Annotated in this window: 15 protein-coding genes; 7 read left to right on the top strand and 8 right to left on the bottom strand. The window is 36.6% G+C overall.

Annotated features, from left to right (window positions below):
- The first annotated feature begins 169 nt into the window (after positions 1 to 169).
- The gene (locus FG27_RS13165; RefSeq protein ID WP_037319847.1) at positions 170 to 2,398 is read left to right on the top strand and encodes a TonB-dependent receptor domain-containing protein; all 2,229 of its coding nucleotides are present in this window, start codon (positions 170 to 172) and stop codon (positions 2,396 to 2,398) included.
- Positions 2,399 to 2,474: 76 nt separating this feature from the next.
- Here FG27_RS13165 and FG27_RS13160 read toward each other — a convergent pair whose 3' ends face one another.
- From FG27_RS13160 to FG27_RS13150, 3 genes are all read right to left on the bottom strand, one after another.
- The gene (locus tag FG27_RS13160) at positions 2,475 to 3,338 is read right to left on the bottom strand and encodes a hydroxymethylglutaryl-CoA lyase (RefSeq protein WP_037319845.1); all 864 of its coding nucleotides are present in this window, start codon (positions 3,336 to 3,338) and stop codon (positions 2,475 to 2,477) included.
- A 120-nt stretch (positions 3,339 to 3,458) separates the two neighbouring features.
- A complete protein-coding gene (locus tag FG27_RS13155) occupies positions 3,459 to 4,073 on the bottom strand; it encodes a LysE family translocator (protein WP_037319843.1) in 615 nt (204 codons plus the stop codon).
- A 22-nt stretch (positions 4,074 to 4,095) separates the two neighbouring features.
- Positions 4,096 to 5,127 carry a quinone-dependent dihydroorotate dehydrogenase gene (locus FG27_RS13150; RefSeq protein ID WP_037319842.1) on the bottom strand — a complete coding sequence of 344 codons (1,032 nt, stop codon included), beginning with the start codon at positions 5,125 to 5,127 and terminating at the stop codon, positions 4,096 to 4,098.
- A 109-nt stretch (positions 5,128 to 5,236) separates the two neighbouring features.
- Between FG27_RS13150 and pepT the strand changes: the two genes are divergently transcribed.
- Together pepT and FG27_RS13140 are read left to right on the top strand one after the other, a co-directional pair.
- Positions 5,237 to 6,478, top strand: a complete 1,242-nt coding sequence (gene pepT, locus FG27_RS13145; RefSeq protein WP_037319839.1) for a peptidase T — start codon at positions 5,237 to 5,239, stop codon at positions 6,476 to 6,478.
- 24 nt (positions 6,479 to 6,502) lie between these two features.
- Positions 6,503 to 7,096 carry a YdeI family protein gene (locus tag FG27_RS13140; protein WP_037319837.1) on the top strand — a complete coding sequence of 198 codons (594 nt, stop codon included), beginning with the start codon at positions 6,503 to 6,505 and terminating at the stop codon, positions 7,094 to 7,096.
- A 148-nt stretch (positions 7,097 to 7,244) separates the two neighbouring features.
- Here FG27_RS13140 and yajC read toward each other — a convergent pair whose 3' ends face one another.
- From yajC to FG27_RS13120, 4 genes are all read right to left on the bottom strand, one after another.
- Positions 7,245 to 7,571 (bottom strand): preprotein translocase subunit YajC, encoded by a 327-nt coding sequence (gene yajC / locus FG27_RS13135; RefSeq protein ID WP_037319835.1) that lies wholly within the window; start codon positions 7,569 to 7,571, stop codon positions 7,245 to 7,247.
- A 3-nt stretch (positions 7,572 to 7,574) separates the two neighbouring features.
- Complete coding sequence (locus tag FG27_RS13130) at positions 7,575 to 8,039, bottom strand: DUF1573 domain-containing protein (protein WP_037319833.1); 465 nt, start codon at positions 8,037 to 8,039, stop codon at positions 7,575 to 7,577.
- A gap of 48 nt (positions 8,040 to 8,087) precedes the next feature.
- Positions 8,088 to 9,032 (bottom strand): transcription antitermination factor NusB, encoded by a 945-nt coding sequence (nusB, locus tag FG27_RS13125; protein ID WP_037319831.1) that lies wholly within the window; start codon positions 9,030 to 9,032, stop codon positions 8,088 to 8,090.
- Between the two features lie 82 nt (positions 9,033 to 9,114).
- On the bottom strand, positions 9,115 to 10,218 hold the full coding sequence (locus tag FG27_RS13120; RefSeq protein WP_037319829.1) for a Glu/Leu/Phe/Val dehydrogenase: 1,104 nt from the start codon (positions 10,216 to 10,218) through the stop codon (positions 9,115 to 9,117).
- A gap of 137 nt (positions 10,219 to 10,355) precedes the next feature.
- Between FG27_RS13120 and FG27_RS13115 the strand changes: the two genes are divergently transcribed.
- The 4 genes from FG27_RS13115 (at position 10,356) to FG27_RS13100 (ending at position 15,736) form a co-directional block, all read left to right on the top strand.
- Positions 10,356 to 12,113 carry an ABC transporter ATP-binding protein gene (locus FG27_RS13115; protein WP_037319827.1) on the top strand — a complete coding sequence of 586 codons (1,758 nt, stop codon included), beginning with the start codon at positions 10,356 to 10,358 and terminating at the stop codon, positions 12,111 to 12,113.
- Between the two features lie 74 nt (positions 12,114 to 12,187).
- Positions 12,188 to 12,568, top strand: a complete 381-nt coding sequence (locus FG27_RS13110) for a PUR family DNA/RNA-binding protein (RefSeq protein WP_037319823.1) — start codon at positions 12,188 to 12,190, stop codon at positions 12,566 to 12,568.
- A 177-nt stretch (positions 12,569 to 12,745) separates the two neighbouring features.
- On the top strand, positions 12,746 to 15,262 hold the full coding sequence (locus tag FG27_RS13105) for a M14 family metallopeptidase (protein WP_037319820.1): 2,517 nt from the start codon (positions 12,746 to 12,748) through the stop codon (positions 15,260 to 15,262).
- A 69-nt stretch (positions 15,263 to 15,331) separates the two neighbouring features.
- Positions 15,332 to 15,736, top strand: coding sequence for a hypothetical protein (locus tag FG27_RS13100; RefSeq protein ID WP_037319817.1), 405 nt, complete (start codon positions 15,332 to 15,334; stop codon positions 15,734 to 15,736).
- A gap of 3 nt (positions 15,737 to 15,739) precedes the next feature.
- On the opposite strand, the gene FG27_RS13095 is transcribed toward FG27_RS13100, so the two are convergent.
- Positions 15,740 to 16,075, bottom strand: a complete 336-nt coding sequence (locus FG27_RS13095; RefSeq protein ID WP_037319815.1) for a tRNA-binding protein — start codon at positions 16,073 to 16,075, stop codon at positions 15,740 to 15,742.
- Positions 16,076 to 16,133: the final 58 nt, after the last annotated feature.

Raw genomic sequence — 16,133 nt, 5'->3', positions numbered from 1 at the left:
ATTTGAAAAATATGAGGGAATTTAAATCGAACAAAAGTTAAATATTCCGCGTAAATAACTGTTTCAGTGTAAATTTTAAATTTCTATTTAAATTAAGTCTAAATAAGTTTGCGCAATTCTAGAGGGGAATATATTTTTGCCGAACTATTTAAAACTAATCTAAATTAAAATGAAAAAGCTACTACTTTTTTCTCTATGCCTATGCTTCACCGGACTCCTAAATGCCCAGGACAAGGAGAATAATAAAAAGAATGATAGTATTGAAAACCTTCGAGAGGTAGTAATCTCGGCAAATGTGTTTTTTGGAAGTAAATTTGAAGCAAGAAACCGAACTGGTTCTGCCTATTATGTTTCTCAAAAAGACTTACAAAAGCATAACTACACCGATATTAACAGGGTATTCCGCGAAATACCGGGTGTAAATATTTATGAGGAAGACGGTTTTGGTCTTCGACCAAACATTAGTTTACGTGGAACTTCGCCAGAAAGAAGTTCTAAAATTACCATTATGGAAGATGGAGTATTAATTGCTCCTGCCCCCTATAGCGCCCCGGCAGCTTACTATTTCCCATCTGTAGGAAGAATGCAGGCTGTAGAAGTACTCAAGGGAAGTAGCCAGGTTCAATATGGCCCCAATACTACGGGAGGCGCTATAAATTTTATCTCTTCCCAAATTCCTGAAGACTTTTCTGGCTCTTTAATTGCTAATTATGGTAGTTATAATACCTCAAACTTACATGCCAGGGTAGGTAATTCTTATGAAAATATTGGCTACATGATTGAATACCAGAATTACCGTTCTGACGGGTTTAAAAACCTTGATGGTGGTGGAGATACAGGGTTTAACAAAGACGACCTGGTAGCCAAGTTCAGATTAAATACCAGTGCAGATGCCAGCATTCAGCAATCTTTAGATTTAAAGTTTCAATATTCTGATGAAGTATCTGATGAAACGTATTTAGGTTTAACTGCAGATGATTATGCTGCCGACCCCTACAGAAGATATGCAGGCTCGCAAAGAGACCAGATGAATGCAGATCACCTTCAGTATATGGCTACCCACACATTAAACTTCAACGATTATTTTAGAATCACCACTACAGGATACCGTAATGAATTCAGTAGAAACTGGTATAAGTTAAATGATGTAACCGCAAATGATGTAAATGTTGGGATCTCTGATTTATTGGACAACCCGGTAGGATTTGCAAGTGCTTTTAATTTGGTTACCGGGGGAAATTCTGAACCAGGTGACGTCCTTGTTGTTAAAAACAATAACCGGGAATATCTTTCCCAGGGAGTGCAAACAAAACTAGACTACCATTGGGCAACAGGAAAAGTTTCGCACGATCTTGAAGTTGGATTACGTTATCACGTAGATGAAGAAGATCGTTTCCAATGGGTAGACGATTACCAAATGATTAATGGACAAATGCAACTAAGTAATGCCGGAATTCCCGGTACCGATGCCAACCGTATAAGTGATGCTAAGGCTTTTGCTACCCACGCATTATATAAATTAAAATATAAGAAGTGGACTTTCACCCCCGGACTTAGATATGAAAATATCACCCTGGGGAGAACAAATTACGGAACTGAAGATCTGGACAGAACGGGTAGCGATCTTAGCACGAGAGAAAATAAAATAGATGTATTTATACCCGGAGTTGGTTTTAACTATAAAACAAATCCCAGTCTAAGCTTTTTTGGAGGCGTTCATAAAGGCTTCTCACCTCCAGGGAACTCAACCGGAGAAGATGCAGAAGAAAGTATTAATGTGGAGTTAGGTTCCAGATTTAATTTTGCAGGTTTCCAGGGTGAAATTGTAGGTTTCTATAATGACTATAGCAATTTGTTAGGAAGTGACCTGGCCGCAACCGGAGGAACCGGAACTTTAGAGCAGTTTAACGCAGGTGAAGTTTTAGTTCGTGGAGTTGAGTTATTACTTAATTACGATCTTCTAAAATCTAATAGTGATTTTAGATTGCCGTTAAGTTTCGCTTACACCTATACCAACACAGAGTTTCAAAACAGTTTTGATAGCGCTGTAGATATTTGGGGTGTGGTAAATGAAGGTGATGAAATGCCTTACATTCCAAATCATCAATTCAACGCAGGGATTAGCCTGGAACACAACAAATTTGAAACCCATTTAAGCGGTCGCTATATGGGAGAATTTAGAACTATGGTTGGTAGTGGTGCTATTGCTGCCAATCAAAAAATTGAAAGTAATTTTGTTGTAGATCTTTCAGCTAAATATCATTTAAATGAATATTTAAGTCTAACTGCAAACGCAATTAACCTTCTGGATAATGATTATGCAGTAGCAAGGGTTCCTGCAGGTCTTAGACCTGGACACCCAATGGGAATCTATGGCGGAATAAGCGCAAGATTTTAAAAGATAAGGTTCTAAAAAAGATAAAGCCGGAAATGATAAATTTCCGGCTTTTTTATTTTTTGCTGAAATCAGATTGTTAATGATAAGCACCGAAAATCTTTGAGGCTTCGTTGTAGGAAGATTCAAAACTGGTCATTTTAATATTGGAATCTGCTTTTTTTGAATTGAAATAAGAAAGCATTTTTTCTGAAGGCATATTTCCGGTTAATTCGTCTTTAGCCATTGGGCAGCCTCCAAACCCCTGGATTGCCCCATCAAACCTTTTACAGCCGGCCTTGTAAGCTGCGTCAATTTTTTCGTGCCACTTAGAAGGTGTGGTATGAAGATGTGCCCCAAATTCAATTTCGGGATATTCCGGAATTAAATTTGCAAAAAGATAATCTATAATATCTGGAGTTGAACTCCCTATGGTGTCAGATAAAGAAAGAATTTTCACTCCCATTCCCGAAAGTTTTTCAGTCCATTCCCCTACAATTTCCACATTCCAGGGATCACCGTAAGGATTCCCGAAGCCCATTGAAAGATAAGCTACTACTTCTTTATTAGATCTATCAGCTATTTCAAGAATTTCTTTTAAAATCTCCACAGATTCGGCTATAGTTTTATGGGTATTCCGCATCTGGAAATTTTCAGAAATAGAAAACGGATAACCCAAATAATCAATTTCTGGGTGTACCGAAGCATCTTGCGCACCCCGCGTATTTGCAACAATGGCAAGTAGTTTACTTTTGGTGGTAGAGAGATCTAATTTGGATAAAACTTCAGCAGAATCCGCCATTTGAGGAATCGCCTTTGGGGAAACGAAACTTCCAAAATCTATGGTGTCAAATCCACAGCGCAGTAAAGACTGAATATACTGCACTTTTTTTTCGGTAGGAATAAAAGTTTTAATTCCCTGCATGGCATCTCGCGGACACTCGATAAGCTTAATTTTATCCATACCTCCAAAGATAGTATTTTAAGGAATATTTAAAAACAGCTTTAAAAATTTCGTTTTATTAAAGCTAAATCACTTTATCTTCCCTAATATTAAGTTTCTTATAAAACTTCTCCTCCTAATTTAAACTATAATAAATACAGCAATTCCTAAAAAAACTATAATCTGCAACCATTTTAGAACCAATCCCGATTGCCTGTGTTTTTTAAGATAGGTAGATATCTTTCCAGCGAGTAAAGCTACGCTTCCAAAAATAAGGATCGTTAAAATCATAAAAATAGCTCCCAGAATATAGAATTGCATTAGTGTATTCTCTTCAGGTTCCCAGAGGAAACCGGGAAGAAATGCAAGAAAGAATATGGTGACTTTTGGATTTAGCACATTCATTATAAAACCTTGTTTAAAAAGGGAAAACAAAGATTTATCTTTTATTCCTTCAGAAGAATAAGCGATTTCAGGATCGCTTTTAGAAACCTGCCACGCAAGATACAGTAGGTAAAAAGCACCAAATAGTTTAATGACAAAAAAGAGTGTGTCAGAATTTTTTATGATTGCTGAAACACCAAAAGCAACCAGGCTGGTATGAATAATAATTCCCGTAGCCAGGCCCAAAGCAGTAACAAAACCGTGTTTTTTGCCATTGGCCATTCCCTGAACCATTACATAAATAATATCGGGACCCGGTGAGATCGTAAGAATTACAGAAGCCGTTAAAAAGGGAATGAGTTGCTCTAACAATTTGATTTATTAAATATTCCTATTATTTATTTCTATTCTCACTTTCAAGCAATTTTTTATTTATAGCTTTTATTAATTCTGGGCCTTCATAAATAAATCCTGTATAAAGTTGTACTAAACTGGCACCGGCATCGAGTTTCTCTAAAGCATCTTCTGCAGAATGGATTCCGCCCACACCAATAATTGGAAAAGCCTTATTACTTTTTTCTGAAAGAAAACGAATTACCCCTGTAGATCTATTCTTTAAGGGTTTCCCACTTAGGCCGCCCATTTCTTTCTTGTTTTCTGACTCCAAACCTTCTCTAGAAATCGTAGTATTAGTGGCAATTACCCCTGCAATCTTTGTTTCCTTTACAATATCAATAATGTCTAAAAGTTGCGCATCAGTAAGATCTGGTGCTATTTTTAGTAAAATTGGTTTTGGTTTTGGTTTTTTAGTGTTTAAGCTTTGCAGGGTGTTAAGTAAATTCGTGAGTGGTTCTTTATCCTGCAATTCTCGTAAGTTTGGCGTATTTGGTGAGCTCACATTTACCACAAAATAATTTACGTAGTCATAAAGCGCTTCAAAACAAATCTTATAATCATCTACCGCGTTTTCATTTGGTGTGATTTTATTTTTGCCAATATTTCCACCTATCAGTACGTTTTTATTCTTTTTTAAACGCTCAACAGCAGCTTCCACTCCATCATTATTAAAACCCATTCGGTTAATGATCGCGTTATCTTCTTTTAATCTGAAAAGGCGTTTTTTCTCATTTCCCGGTTGTGGTTTTGGAGTAACTGTTCCAATTTCAATAAAACCGAACCCAAGAGCCGATAATTCCTGAAAAAGCTTAGCATCCTTATCAAATCCAGCAGCAAGACCTACCGGATTTTTAAATTTTAAACCGAAAACTTCCCGTTCTAATCGCGCATCTTCTACCTGGAATTTCTTTTTTGCGATATTACGAAAAGTACTGGTTTTCCCGAATTTTTTAAGAGTTCTAAAAGTGAAGTGATGTACCCATTCCGGATCAAATCGAAATAACAAAGGCCTAATAGAAGATTTGTACATAAACGTTGGTTTGTGCAAAAATAGAAGAAATCATAAAAAACCAGCTCTTATTCTTAAAAGGTTTTGAAGCTGAAATGCGAATGGTTAATTTTGAATTAAACTACTATCCATGATTAACAAGCAGCGCATAATAGACCGTTTTATTAATTATATCACTATAGATACCCAAAGTGATCCAGAAAGCCAGACCACACCCAGCACCGAAAAACAATGGAACCTGGCCCGTAAATTAGCAGAAGAACTTAAGGAAATGGGAATGGCCGAGGTTAGTATAGACGAACACGCCTATGTTATGGCTACACTACCAGCAAATGTGTCTCACAAAGTACCCGTAATTGGATTTATTTCTCATTTTGATACTTCTCCCGATTTTAATGCAAGTAACATAAAACCACAAATTATTGACAATTACGACGGCAATGATATAATTCTGAATAAAGAAAAAAATATCATCCTCTCTTCGGAATATTTTGATGATTTAAAACAGTATAAAGGACAAACCATTATCACAACCGATGGCACCAGCCTTTTAAGTGCCGATGATAAAGCGGGGATCACCGAAATCATGACTGCAATGCAATATTTATTGGATAATCCCGAAATTCCTCACGGCAAGATTCGTGTAGGCTTTACTCCAGATGAAGAAATAGGCCGTGGAGCGCATAAATTTGATGTGGAGAAGTTTGGTGCCGAATGGGCTTATACCATGGATGGTAGCCAAATTGGAGAGTTGGAATTCGAGAATTTTAACGCTGCTAAAGCTATAGTTAAAGTTCAGGGAAGAGGGGTGCATCCAGGCTACGCAAAAGATAAAATGGTAAACAGCCAGTATATAGCTGTAGATTTTATTAATTCCCTACCAAGACTAGAAACTCCGGAACATACCGAGGACCGACAGGGATTTTTTCATCTTAGTGATATGAAAGGTGATGTTGAGCAGACGATACTGGAATATATTATTAGGGATCATGATTTGAGGCATTTCAAAGCACGAAAAGAAATGATGCAGGATCTGGCATCAGAAATTTGTTCGCAGTATGAAAATGATTGCATTTCAGTAGAAATTACCGATCAATATTTTAATATGAGAGAAAAGATCGAGCCAGTAATGCATATTATAGACATTGCAGAAAACGCAATGAAAGCAGTAGACGTTGAGCCTCTTTTAAAACCTATTCGCGGTGGAACTGATGGAGCTCAACTGAGTTATATGGGATTACCCTGCCCTAATATTTTTGCCGGTGGCCACAACTTTCACGGGAAATATGAATATGTGCCGGTTGAAAGTATGCAAAAAGCCACAGAAGTTATCGTGAAAATTGCAGAGCTAACTTCAGAAAAATATAAATAATCGGTTGATTTTATAAATTCTGAAATGGCTGTAAAATCGGTAGATCAATATATTGAGACTCATTCCACCTGGGAAAACGAGCTGCTTTTATTAAGGGAGATATTACAAAATACTGAGCTGGAAGAATGTATAAAGTGGGGTGCTCCAGTTTACGCTTTAAATGGTAAAAATGTAGTAGGTATCGCAGCCTTTAAAAATCATTGTGCACTATGGTTTTTTAATGGTGCCTTATTAAAAGAAAATACTGCGCTTCTTCATAACGCCCAGGAAGGAAAAACCAAAGCTTTGCGACAAATAAGGTTCGATAAAGATGAAGAAATAAATCCTGATATTCTTGAGAAATATGTTGCTGAAGCTATCCAAAATCAGAAAGAAGGAAAAGAATTAAAACCTGTTACTTCAAAAAAGTTAGTATTTCCTCAGGAATTGAAAAATGCTTTTAAAAAAGATAAAGATTTGGAAAATTATTTTCAGCGATTAACTAAGGGAAAGCAGAGAGAATACGTCAATTTTATTGCTGATGCAAAAAGGGATACTACGAAAAAATCACGCCTGGAGAAAATAACTCCAATGATTAAAAACGGTGTTGGACTTCACGATAAGTATAAAAATTGTTAACATTCTGAACTTGTTTCGAGTTCTAACAACTTATATTCTGAAACAAGTTCAGAATGACGTAAAAAAAGACTTTCAGAACCTTTTAAAAACAAAAATCCCCAAGGCTTTTGCCTCAAGGATTTTAAATACTATTAAGTAAGCAGAAAGATTATTTCTTTTCTTTAATGGCTTTTGCCTTAGTTTCTTTTTCTGGCTTTGCCGGTTCGTTGAGTTTTTTACTCATTTCCATCGAGATGGAAGAACGATCAAAAGTTATTTTTCCTGCTCCGGTTTCTATAATAACCGAGTTATTTTTCTCGCTAAAGTCAACGATTTTGCCGTGCATTCCACTTTTGGTTACCACGCGGTCACCACGTTTTAATTCTGAAGCAAAATTACGTTCTTGTTTAGCCTTTTTCATTTGCGGGCGTATCATAAAAAAATACACTACCACAAACATTAATATTATTGGGGCAAACTGGGTTAATTGATCCATTTACTAGCTAGCGTTTTGTTCGGTTTCTACAAAGGCTTTAATTCTAAGACGCTCTGTACCGGCTTCTGTATTAGCGGTTACCGTAACTGTTTTTGTTACCTGACCGTTCCCAGAACCGTTAAATTTTACCAACATTTCGCCACTTTCTCCCGGTTGAATTGGCTCTTTAGTATAAGATGGTACTGTACATCCACAAGTACTTTTTGCGCCTGTAATTACTAATGGTGCCTGGCCAGTGTTGGTGAAGGTAAAGTTATGCTCTACATTTTCACCTTTGGGGATATTACCAAAATCGTGTTCTGATTCTTCAAATTCCATTTTTGGATAAACAGTAGCCTGGGCATCACGTTCTGCCGCACTTTCTACATTCTCGGCTTTAACTTTTTCAGAGGCATTATCATTGTTGTCTTTACAAGAAGTAAATAGCAGTGCCCCTACTGCAGCTAACATTAAGATTCCATTTTTCATGATTGTGAACTTTATAATTTAAAGTTTAAAAATAAGAAATTTTATTCATTACATAAGGCCTCGCCCTATTTTATTTAACTTATCATCTTCCTTGTATTCTTTAGAAAGTTTATCAAGTACTCCATTGATAAAAATGCTACTTTTTGGAGTGCTGTATTCCTTGGCAAGTTCCAGGTATTCATTGATTGTAACTTTAACCGGAATAGATGGGAATTTTAAAAATTCGCAGATAGCCATTTTAATAAGAATCATATCTATTTCAGCAATCCTGTCTTTATCCCAATTAGGAGTTTTGCCCAGCATTTCTTTAGCTAGATCTTCATCATTCAAATATGTTTTTCTGAATAATTCCTTGGCAAAATCCTTATCATCATCACTTTTATATAGTTTCCCTAGCTTTAGATTTTCAGCAGAATTAGGCTTTAATTTTTGAAGAAACTTCATTACTGCGGTATTTACCAGCGGAAGATCGTCTACCCAGGTGAGTTTTGCGTCTTCCAGGTAATCGTAAAGCTTTTCGTTGGGGGCAATTACTTCTTTAAAAATTGCAATTATAAACTCTTTATCCTCTTTGAATGTAGAATCGCGAGTTTCCATATAATTATTATAGATATCGCTTTTCTTTAGTTCCTCCCAGATAATTTGCACATAATCATCATCTCTTTTCCAATGAGTTATTTTTCTTGATTCCAGGGCATCCTGAAGGCTTTCATTGTTTTCGAGGATTTCGAAAATAGCGTTGGAAATAAATTTTTTGTTGGGATCTTTTTCCTCGCTGGTAGCAAGGTGCTTTTGTTGAGATTTTTCTAAAAAGTTTTCGGCCTGGCCCTTTAGTTCGGCAATCAAGCTTAATTGTACCAGAAAAAGATCGTACATCTCTTCCATACTTTTAAGCAGGAATCTTTCCTCGGTTCCCAGGTTGTCGTTTTGGCTTTGGTTAAAGGCGTAAAGTGATTGCATTACTTTAACCCGAATATGTCTTCTTGTCAACATAATTGTAAAAGAACTTTTTAGAATTAGAAAAGGCGAAAGAATATTCTTTCGCCTTGCAAAAATACCAAACTTTTGAAATTGACTACTTCAAATTCTGTTTTTTTCTATCATCAATTCTTTGCTGTGCGATTTTAAGCGCAGCGAAGTGTGAGGTCATATCATCCTTATCAGCTTTCGCAAGAATTTCTAATGTAGTATTGTAAATATTTTCAGTTTTACGCATAATTTCTTTCCTGTCGTAATTTTCTAATTCAGCGTAAACATTAATAATTCCACCTGCATTTATTAGGAAATCTGGAGCGTAAACGATACCTCTTTCTCTAAGAATTTTTCCGTGAGTAAGTTCATCAGCTAATTGATTGTTTGCTGCACCGGCAATAACTTTAGCATTAATGCGGTTCACGGTTTCATCATTAATGGTAGCTCCAAGTGCGCAGGGTGCGTAAATATCTACTTCGGCTCCATATACATCGGCACTATCATAAATAATAGCTCCATATTTATTCTTTACTTCTTCAAGACGTTCTTCGTTAATATCACTTATAAAAACTTTAGCCCCGTCCTGAGTTAAATGTTCCACGAGTGTTTCACCCACGTGGCCAATTCCCTGAACCAATACTGATTTGCCCTCAAGGTCATCACTTCCAAATTTATGCTTTGCAGCAGCTTTTAAGCCCATAAAAACACCGTAAGCAGTAATTGGAGAGGGATTACCAGCTCCACCTTTGTCTTCAGAAATGCCGGTTACGTATTTTGTGACCTCGCGTACCGTATCCATATCGGCGGTCTCCATCCCTACATCTTCTGCAGTAATATATTTTCCGCTAAGAGAATCTACAAAACGTCCAAAACTCTTCATAAGTTCAGGCGTTTTTTGCGTTTTAGCATCCCCAATAATAACGGCTTTTCCGCCACCAAGATTTAATTCTGTAATTGCACTTTTAAAGGTCATTCCTCGTGAAAGTCTTAAAACATCGTTTAATGCTTCCCATTCACTACTGTAATTCCACATTCTGGTACCACCAAGAGCAGGTCCTAAAACCGTGTTATGAATACCAATAATTGCCTTTAAACCTGTATCTTTGTCGTTGCAAAAAACTACTTGTTCGTGATTATCAAAAGAGAGCTGACCGAATACTGGCGCTGACTTTTTTAGTTCATTTGCATTTAGAACATCAACTTGCATAACTTGTTACATTTTATAATTTAGTGCTTTCATTTTTCTGAAAATCACTGTGCAAAATTAAAGAATATTTCAGTAAAGAGGTTTTTAAAACGTGTTAAAATAACATATCCTCAAAATTTATCCTTTTTTACCTTTAGATGAAGAACCTCAAGCATCTCAATAAATATTTTCTAAAATACAAATGGAAACTAATAATTGGCCTGGTCATAACCATAGTTGCCCGTATTTTCGCTCTTTATTATATCCCACTAATAGGTGATTCTACCGATGCTATAGAGCAATATATAAATGGTGAAATAAGTACTCTGGAAGTACTTAGAACCGAACTCGCTATAAATATTGCGCTTATTATTGGAGCCACGCTCGTAGCCGCTTTTCTTACTTTTTTAATGCGCCAAACCTTTATTGTGGTTTCCAGGTATATAGAATTTGACCTGAAAAATGAGATCTACCAACATTACCAGGATCTATCTCTTAATTTCTACAAAAAGAACCGTACAGGCGATTTAATGAATAGAATTAGTGAAGATGTGAGCAAAGTGAGAATGTATCTTGGTCCAGCCATTATGTACACGGTTACTACATTTACCTCTACAGTGGTGGTACTCATTTTTATGATACAGGCAGCACCCGAGCTTACTTTATATACGGTAGCACCGCTTCCGGTTTTGGCATTTTCTATTTATAAAATTAGCGTTGCCATTCACAAAAGAAGTACCGTGGTGCAACAATACCTTTCTAAACTAAACACTTTTACCCAGGAGAGTTTTAGCGGAATTGCCGTTATCAAGTCCTACGGGATGGAAACAAAAATCAATCATAGTTTTGTAGATCTTGCAAATGGCAGCCGCGATAAAAATATAGATCTGGTTAAGGTACAGGCCTTTTTCTTTCCGCTCATGGTATTGTTGATAGGTATTAGTAATGTGTTAGTAATTTATGTTGGCGGTAACCAGTATATAAATGGTGAAATTGAAAATATTGGGGTTATTGTTGAATTTCTCCTATATGTAAATATGCTTACCTGGCCCATCGCTTCTATAGGCTGGGTAACTTCATTAGTACAGCAGGCTGATGCCTCCCAGGAACGTATTAACGAATTTCTAGATGAAAATCCTGAGATCACGAATAAAAAAGAAACACCAGACGAAATACACGGAGGCATTGCTTTTAAAAATGTGAGTTTTACTTATGATGACACCAATATTACAGCCCTTAAAAATGTTTCCTTTGAAGTTGGAAGTGGAGAAACCCTAGCAATTATCGGAAAAACCGGCGCAGGAAAATCTACAATTCTCGAGCTTATTGGCCGCTTGTATGATGTAGAAATAGGGGAGATTAGCATAGATGGAAAAAACATTGAAAACCTAAACCTGGAGAGTCTAAGAAACAGCATAGGCTACGTTCCGCAGGATGCATTTTTATTTAGTGATTCTATAAAAAACAACATTAAATTCGGGAAAACCAACGCCAGTGATGATGAAATTTATGAAGCTGCAAAAAATGCTTCCGTTCATAAGAATATTGCAGGTTTCAGCAAAGGTTATGATACTGTGCTTGGAGAACGTGGTATCACCCTTTCAGGCGGGCAAAAACAAAGAGTCTCTATTGCACGGGCAATAATTCATAATCCTAAGATACTTTTGTTTGATGATTGTCTTTCAGCTGTAGATACCGAAACTGAAGAAGAAATTCTTAGTAATCTATTTAAAATTTCTAAAGAGAAAACTACCATCATTGTAAGTCATAGAATCTCTTCGGCAAAAAATGCCGATAAAATAATAATCCTTGAAGATGGTGCTATTGTTCAACAAGGCACTCATTCCCAATTACTCAACCAACAGGGTTATTATAAAGAATTATACGCAAAACAACTAAATGAAAAAGAAATGTGAAAATTTTTTGCTAGATGTTAAAAATTTTTAGATTTTTGAACAGTACTAAAACAAACTATTAAAGAATCTATTTTATGAGCGACAAGGGAATGATGGAGAAAGAAGAAATATTCTCTAAAGTGCTAAGGGCTGGAAGAAGAACTTATTTCTTTGATGTTAGAGCCACTCGTGCAGACGATTATTACCTCACAATTACCGAAAGTAAAAAGTTTACCAACGATGATGGTTCTTTTTTCTACAAGAAACACAAGATTTACTTGTATAAAGAAGATTTTGCAGGTTTCAACGAAATTCTTCAGGAAATGACAGATTTCATCCTGAATGAAAAAGGAGAAGAAGTAATTAGCGAACGTCATCAAAAAGACTTCAAAAAAGAATACGAAACTGCTGAAAATGGGGTTGCCGAAGGAGTTTCTCCCGAGAAATTTACAGATGTAAGTTTTGACGACATCTAAAACTTTACTCGATAATCGAGATTTAAATGCTCTGACGCTTGTCTCGAATCAGAATACTTTTTCTTATAAAATGCCTCGTGGGCTTGCCCCGAGTTAATTTACTTTGAAGATTATAAAAAACCGTCCTGAAATTTTCCGGACGGTTTTTTTTATATTTACCTACCAAATCCATTTCTAATGAAAAAACTGCTACCCCTACTAATTTTTTGTCTTTGTTTTAATTCCTTTGCTCAACAGGAGGAGCTCAGTCTGGAATATTATTTACCGCAAGATGTAAGTTACAATGACGATATTCCAAAACCGCAAGAAATAATTGGATACATCCCGGGAGAATGGCACGTTACCCATGATTTACTTTTAAATTATATGCGCGAACTCGCCAGGGTCTCCCCTAGAATTAGTATAGAAAATCGTGGAAGCACTTATGAAGGTCGCCCTCTTATTCTACTCACTATTACTGCCGAAGAAAATCACGACAATTTAGAGGAAATTCGTAAAAATCATCTTGCGTTAACACAGGAAAACGCTTCTTCGTTTAATACCGAAGAAATGCCTATTGTAGTAAACCAGGGCTTTTCTATTCACGGAAATGAAGCTAGTGGTTCTAACGCCGCGCTTCTTGCCGCATATTATCTTGCTGCCGCCCAAGGCGAAGAAATTGAAGAATTACTGCAGAATACTATTATACTTTTTGATCCCGCATTTAATCCTGATGGTTTACAACGATTTGCTTATTGGGCAAACACTAATAAAAGTAAAAATATAAATCCAGATCCCCAAGATCGCGAATACAGTGAAGTTTGGCCAGGAGGAAGAACCAATCATTATTGGTTTGATATGAACCGCGATTGGCTACCGGTACAACTACCAGAATCACAAGCCAGACTGGAAACTTTTCACAAATGGATGCCGAATATCCTGACCGATCATCACGAAATGGGTTCCAATTCCAGCTTTTTCTTTCAGCCAGGTATACCATCAAGAACCCACCCGCTTACCCCAGCTATTAACCAGGAACTTACCAGGGAAATAGGTACGTACCATGCTGCAGCTTTTGATGAATTAGGTTCATTTTATTACACCGAAGAAGACTACGACGATTTTTACTACGGAAAAGGATCTACCTTCCCAGATATTAATGGAAGTATTGGAATTCTCTTTGAACAGGGAAGTTCTCGAGGGCACGCCCAGGAAACCGATAATGGGATACTTACCTTCCCGTTTACGATTAGAAATCAATTTACCGCGGCGCTTTCTACTTTAGAAGCTGCAAAAAATATGCGAGAGAAAATTCTTAATTATCAACGTGATTTTTATAAGAATGCGCGAAATGCCGCTGAAAATGGTGCTTACGTATTCGGAAGTGAAAAAGATGCTTCATCAGCTTACGAGCTGGCTAAAATTTTGGAAAAACATAAGATCGAAATTCATAAACTAGAAGAAGATCTTAAAAAAGACGGTAAAAACTTTAAAAGGAATTCAGCCTATTTAGTTCCTAAAAATCAGCGCCAACATAGATTGGTAAAAGCGATGTTTGAGCGAAGAACCGAATTTGAAGATAGCTTATTCTACGATATTTCTGCCTGGACACTGCCTTTAGCATTCAACTTAGATTTTTCTGAAGACATAAGAATGCGAAATGCCGGTGAAAAAATAGAAAGCCTGGAAAAACCGGAAGTTGAGCCTTTAGAGAAAAGCAGCTACGCCTATATCATGGAGTGGCATGACTTTTATGCTCCAAAAGCTTTAAATATGCTTATGGAAAAGGGCTTGAGAACAAAGGTGGGAATGCAGCCATTTTCGCTAGAAAGTAAAGAATACGATTATGGAACAATTTTGATCCCTGTTCAAAATCAGGAATTAGATGCTGATGAAATGTATCAATTTCTACAAAAAGTGTCCCAAGAATCTAATGTACAAATAGAAGCTATTGGTACGGGATTAACCAAGGGAATTAATTTAGGAAGTAATCAATTTAGAGCGCTGGAACCCGCAAAAGTCGCACTTATTGTAGGAGAAGGTATAACGCCATACGATGCCGGGGAAATATGGCATTTATTCGATCAGCGCTACGACATGAAAATCACGAAACTGGATACCAGAAGATTTTCAAGAGCAGATCTAAGCAGATATACCGATATAATTCTGCCTAATTCCTGGGGTAGTGCTTTAGGAAATGGAGATATAGAAAAACTAAAAGAATGGGTTAAAGATGGCGGAACATTAATTGGCTATCGCAATGCCGCTCGATTTTTTGAAAGAGAAGATTTTATGGACTTATCTATTAAAAAAGACAGCCTTGTTGCTGAAAATATAAGTTTTGAGCAACAACGGGATTTTAGAGGTGCTCAGGGAATTGGTGGCGCTATCTTTGAAGCAAATATAGACCTTTCTCATCCTGTTAATTTTGGTTATACAAGTGAGAAACTTCCTTTATTCAGAAACACTACAATTTTTGTAGAAGCAGATAAACAGAGTTATAATAACCCAATTCAGTATACAGAAAATCCACTATTAAGCGGTTATATTAGTGAACCTAGATTAGATTCTATTGCCGGTACGGTTCCTTTTAAACATACAGGAATGGGACGCGGAAATGTGATTTTGTTCACCGATAATACCAATTTTAGAGCTTTCTGGTTTGGAACCAATAAATTATTGATGAATGCCATCTTCTTTGGGGATGAAATGTAAATTTCTGGATAGATGCACGCAACCTTTTGTGGTTGCGTGCATCTATTTAATATAACTAAAAAACAAAAGATGAAAATTTTACTATTCCTTGCTTTATGCGCAACAATATCAAGCTGCTCTACAGCACCTAACAGCCCTGCAGATTTGGATACAAAAGAAATTACCGGGAAATGGCAGTTAATAGAAACACTCGCTGATCCCGGTGACGGAAGCGGAACCTGGCAAACTGTCGAAAATGGAAGAACCCTTGAATTTAGCCCTAATGGCTTAGTGAAAACTTCAGGTAGCTTTTGCAACGAAGAGGAAATAAATGAAACCTCTTACGATAACGCTGAAAAAATGATAAGTACAGATTGTGGCGAAAAAATTATTGAATTAAGATATGAATTAAAAGAAGGAGACCTATTCATTTATCCTCACAATCCACGTTGTGTTGAAGCTTGTGGAAGTAAATACAGGAAAATAGAAGATTAACCATTACCCTACTTGCAATCCGTTTTCTACTCTAAAATCGGGGTTTAGTAGCACGATATCATTCTCACTCCCTACTGCCCCTAAAACTAAACATTCGCTCATAAAATTAGCGATTTGCTTCTTTGGAAAATTAACCACCGCGACGATTTGCCGATTTAGCAAATCTTCCTTTTTATATCGTTTAGTGATTTGTGCCGAAGTTTTTCTTTCTCCAATGTCTTCCCCAAAATCAATAATCATTTTATAGGCTGGATTTCTTGCTTCAGGAAAATCTGAAACTTCAGTAATAGTTCCTATTCGCATTTCTACTTTTTCAAAGTCTTTCCAGGAAATTTCCATTAAGTGATTTTTAGGTCCAATTTAGAAAAAAAGCGGTTATTCCGAAGTGAATTCGTAA

Source organism: Salegentibacter sp. Hel_I_6, from assembly GCF_000745315.1.
GTDB lineage: Bacteria > Bacteroidota > Bacteroidia > Flavobacteriales > Flavobacteriaceae > Salegentibacter.
Note: the sequence above shows the minus strand (reverse complement) of the source record. Positions and strands in the feature narration are given on the sequence as shown.

Bases quoted from the DNA above. Each gene is read 5' to 3' on its own strand.
- FG27_RS13165 (WP_037319847.1), top strand. From the start codon at position 170: ATGAAAAAGCTACTACTTTTTTCTCTATGCCTATGCTTCACCGGACTC.
- FG27_RS13160 (WP_037319845.1), bottom strand. From the start codon at position 3,338: ATGGATAAAATTAAGCTTATCGAGTGTCCGCGAGATGCCATGCAGGGA.
- FG27_RS13150 (WP_037319842.1), bottom strand. From the start codon at position 5,127: ATGTACAAATCTTCTATTAGGCCTTTGTTATTTCGATTTGATCCGGAA.
- pepT (WP_037319839.1), top strand. From the start codon at position 5,237: ATGATTAACAAGCAGCGCATAATAGACCGTTTTATTAATTATATCACT.
- FG27_RS13140 (WP_037319837.1), top strand. From the start codon at position 6,503: ATGGCTGTAAAATCGGTAGATCAATATATTGAGACTCATTCCACCTGG.
- yajC (WP_037319835.1), bottom strand. From the start codon at position 7,571: ATGGATCAATTAACCCAGTTTGCCCCAATAATATTAATGTTTGTGGTA.
- FG27_RS13130 (WP_037319833.1), bottom strand. From the start codon at position 8,039: ATGAAAAATGGAATCTTAATGTTAGCTGCAGTAGGGGCACTGCTATTT.
- nusB (WP_037319831.1), bottom strand. From the start codon at position 9,032: ATGTTGACAAGAAGACATATTCGGGTTAAAGTAATGCAATCACTTTAC.
- FG27_RS13120 (WP_037319829.1), bottom strand. From the start codon at position 10,218: ATGCAAGTTGATGTTCTAAATGCAAATGAACTAAAAAAGTCAGCGCCA.
- FG27_RS13115 (WP_037319827.1), top strand. From the start codon at position 10,356: ATGAAGAACCTCAAGCATCTCAATAAATATTTTCTAAAATACAAATGG.
- FG27_RS13110 (WP_037319823.1), top strand. From the start codon at position 12,188: ATGAGCGACAAGGGAATGATGGAGAAAGAAGAAATATTCTCTAAAGTG.
- FG27_RS13105 (WP_037319820.1), top strand. From the start codon at position 12,746: ATGAAAAAACTGCTACCCCTACTAATTTTTTGTCTTTGTTTTAATTCC.
- FG27_RS13100 (WP_037319817.1), top strand. From the start codon at position 15,332: ATGAAAATTTTACTATTCCTTGCTTTATGCGCAACAATATCAAGCTGC.
- FG27_RS13095 (WP_037319815.1), bottom strand. From the start codon at position 16,075: ATGGAAATTTCCTGGAAAGACTTTGAAAAAGTAGAAATGCGAATAGGA.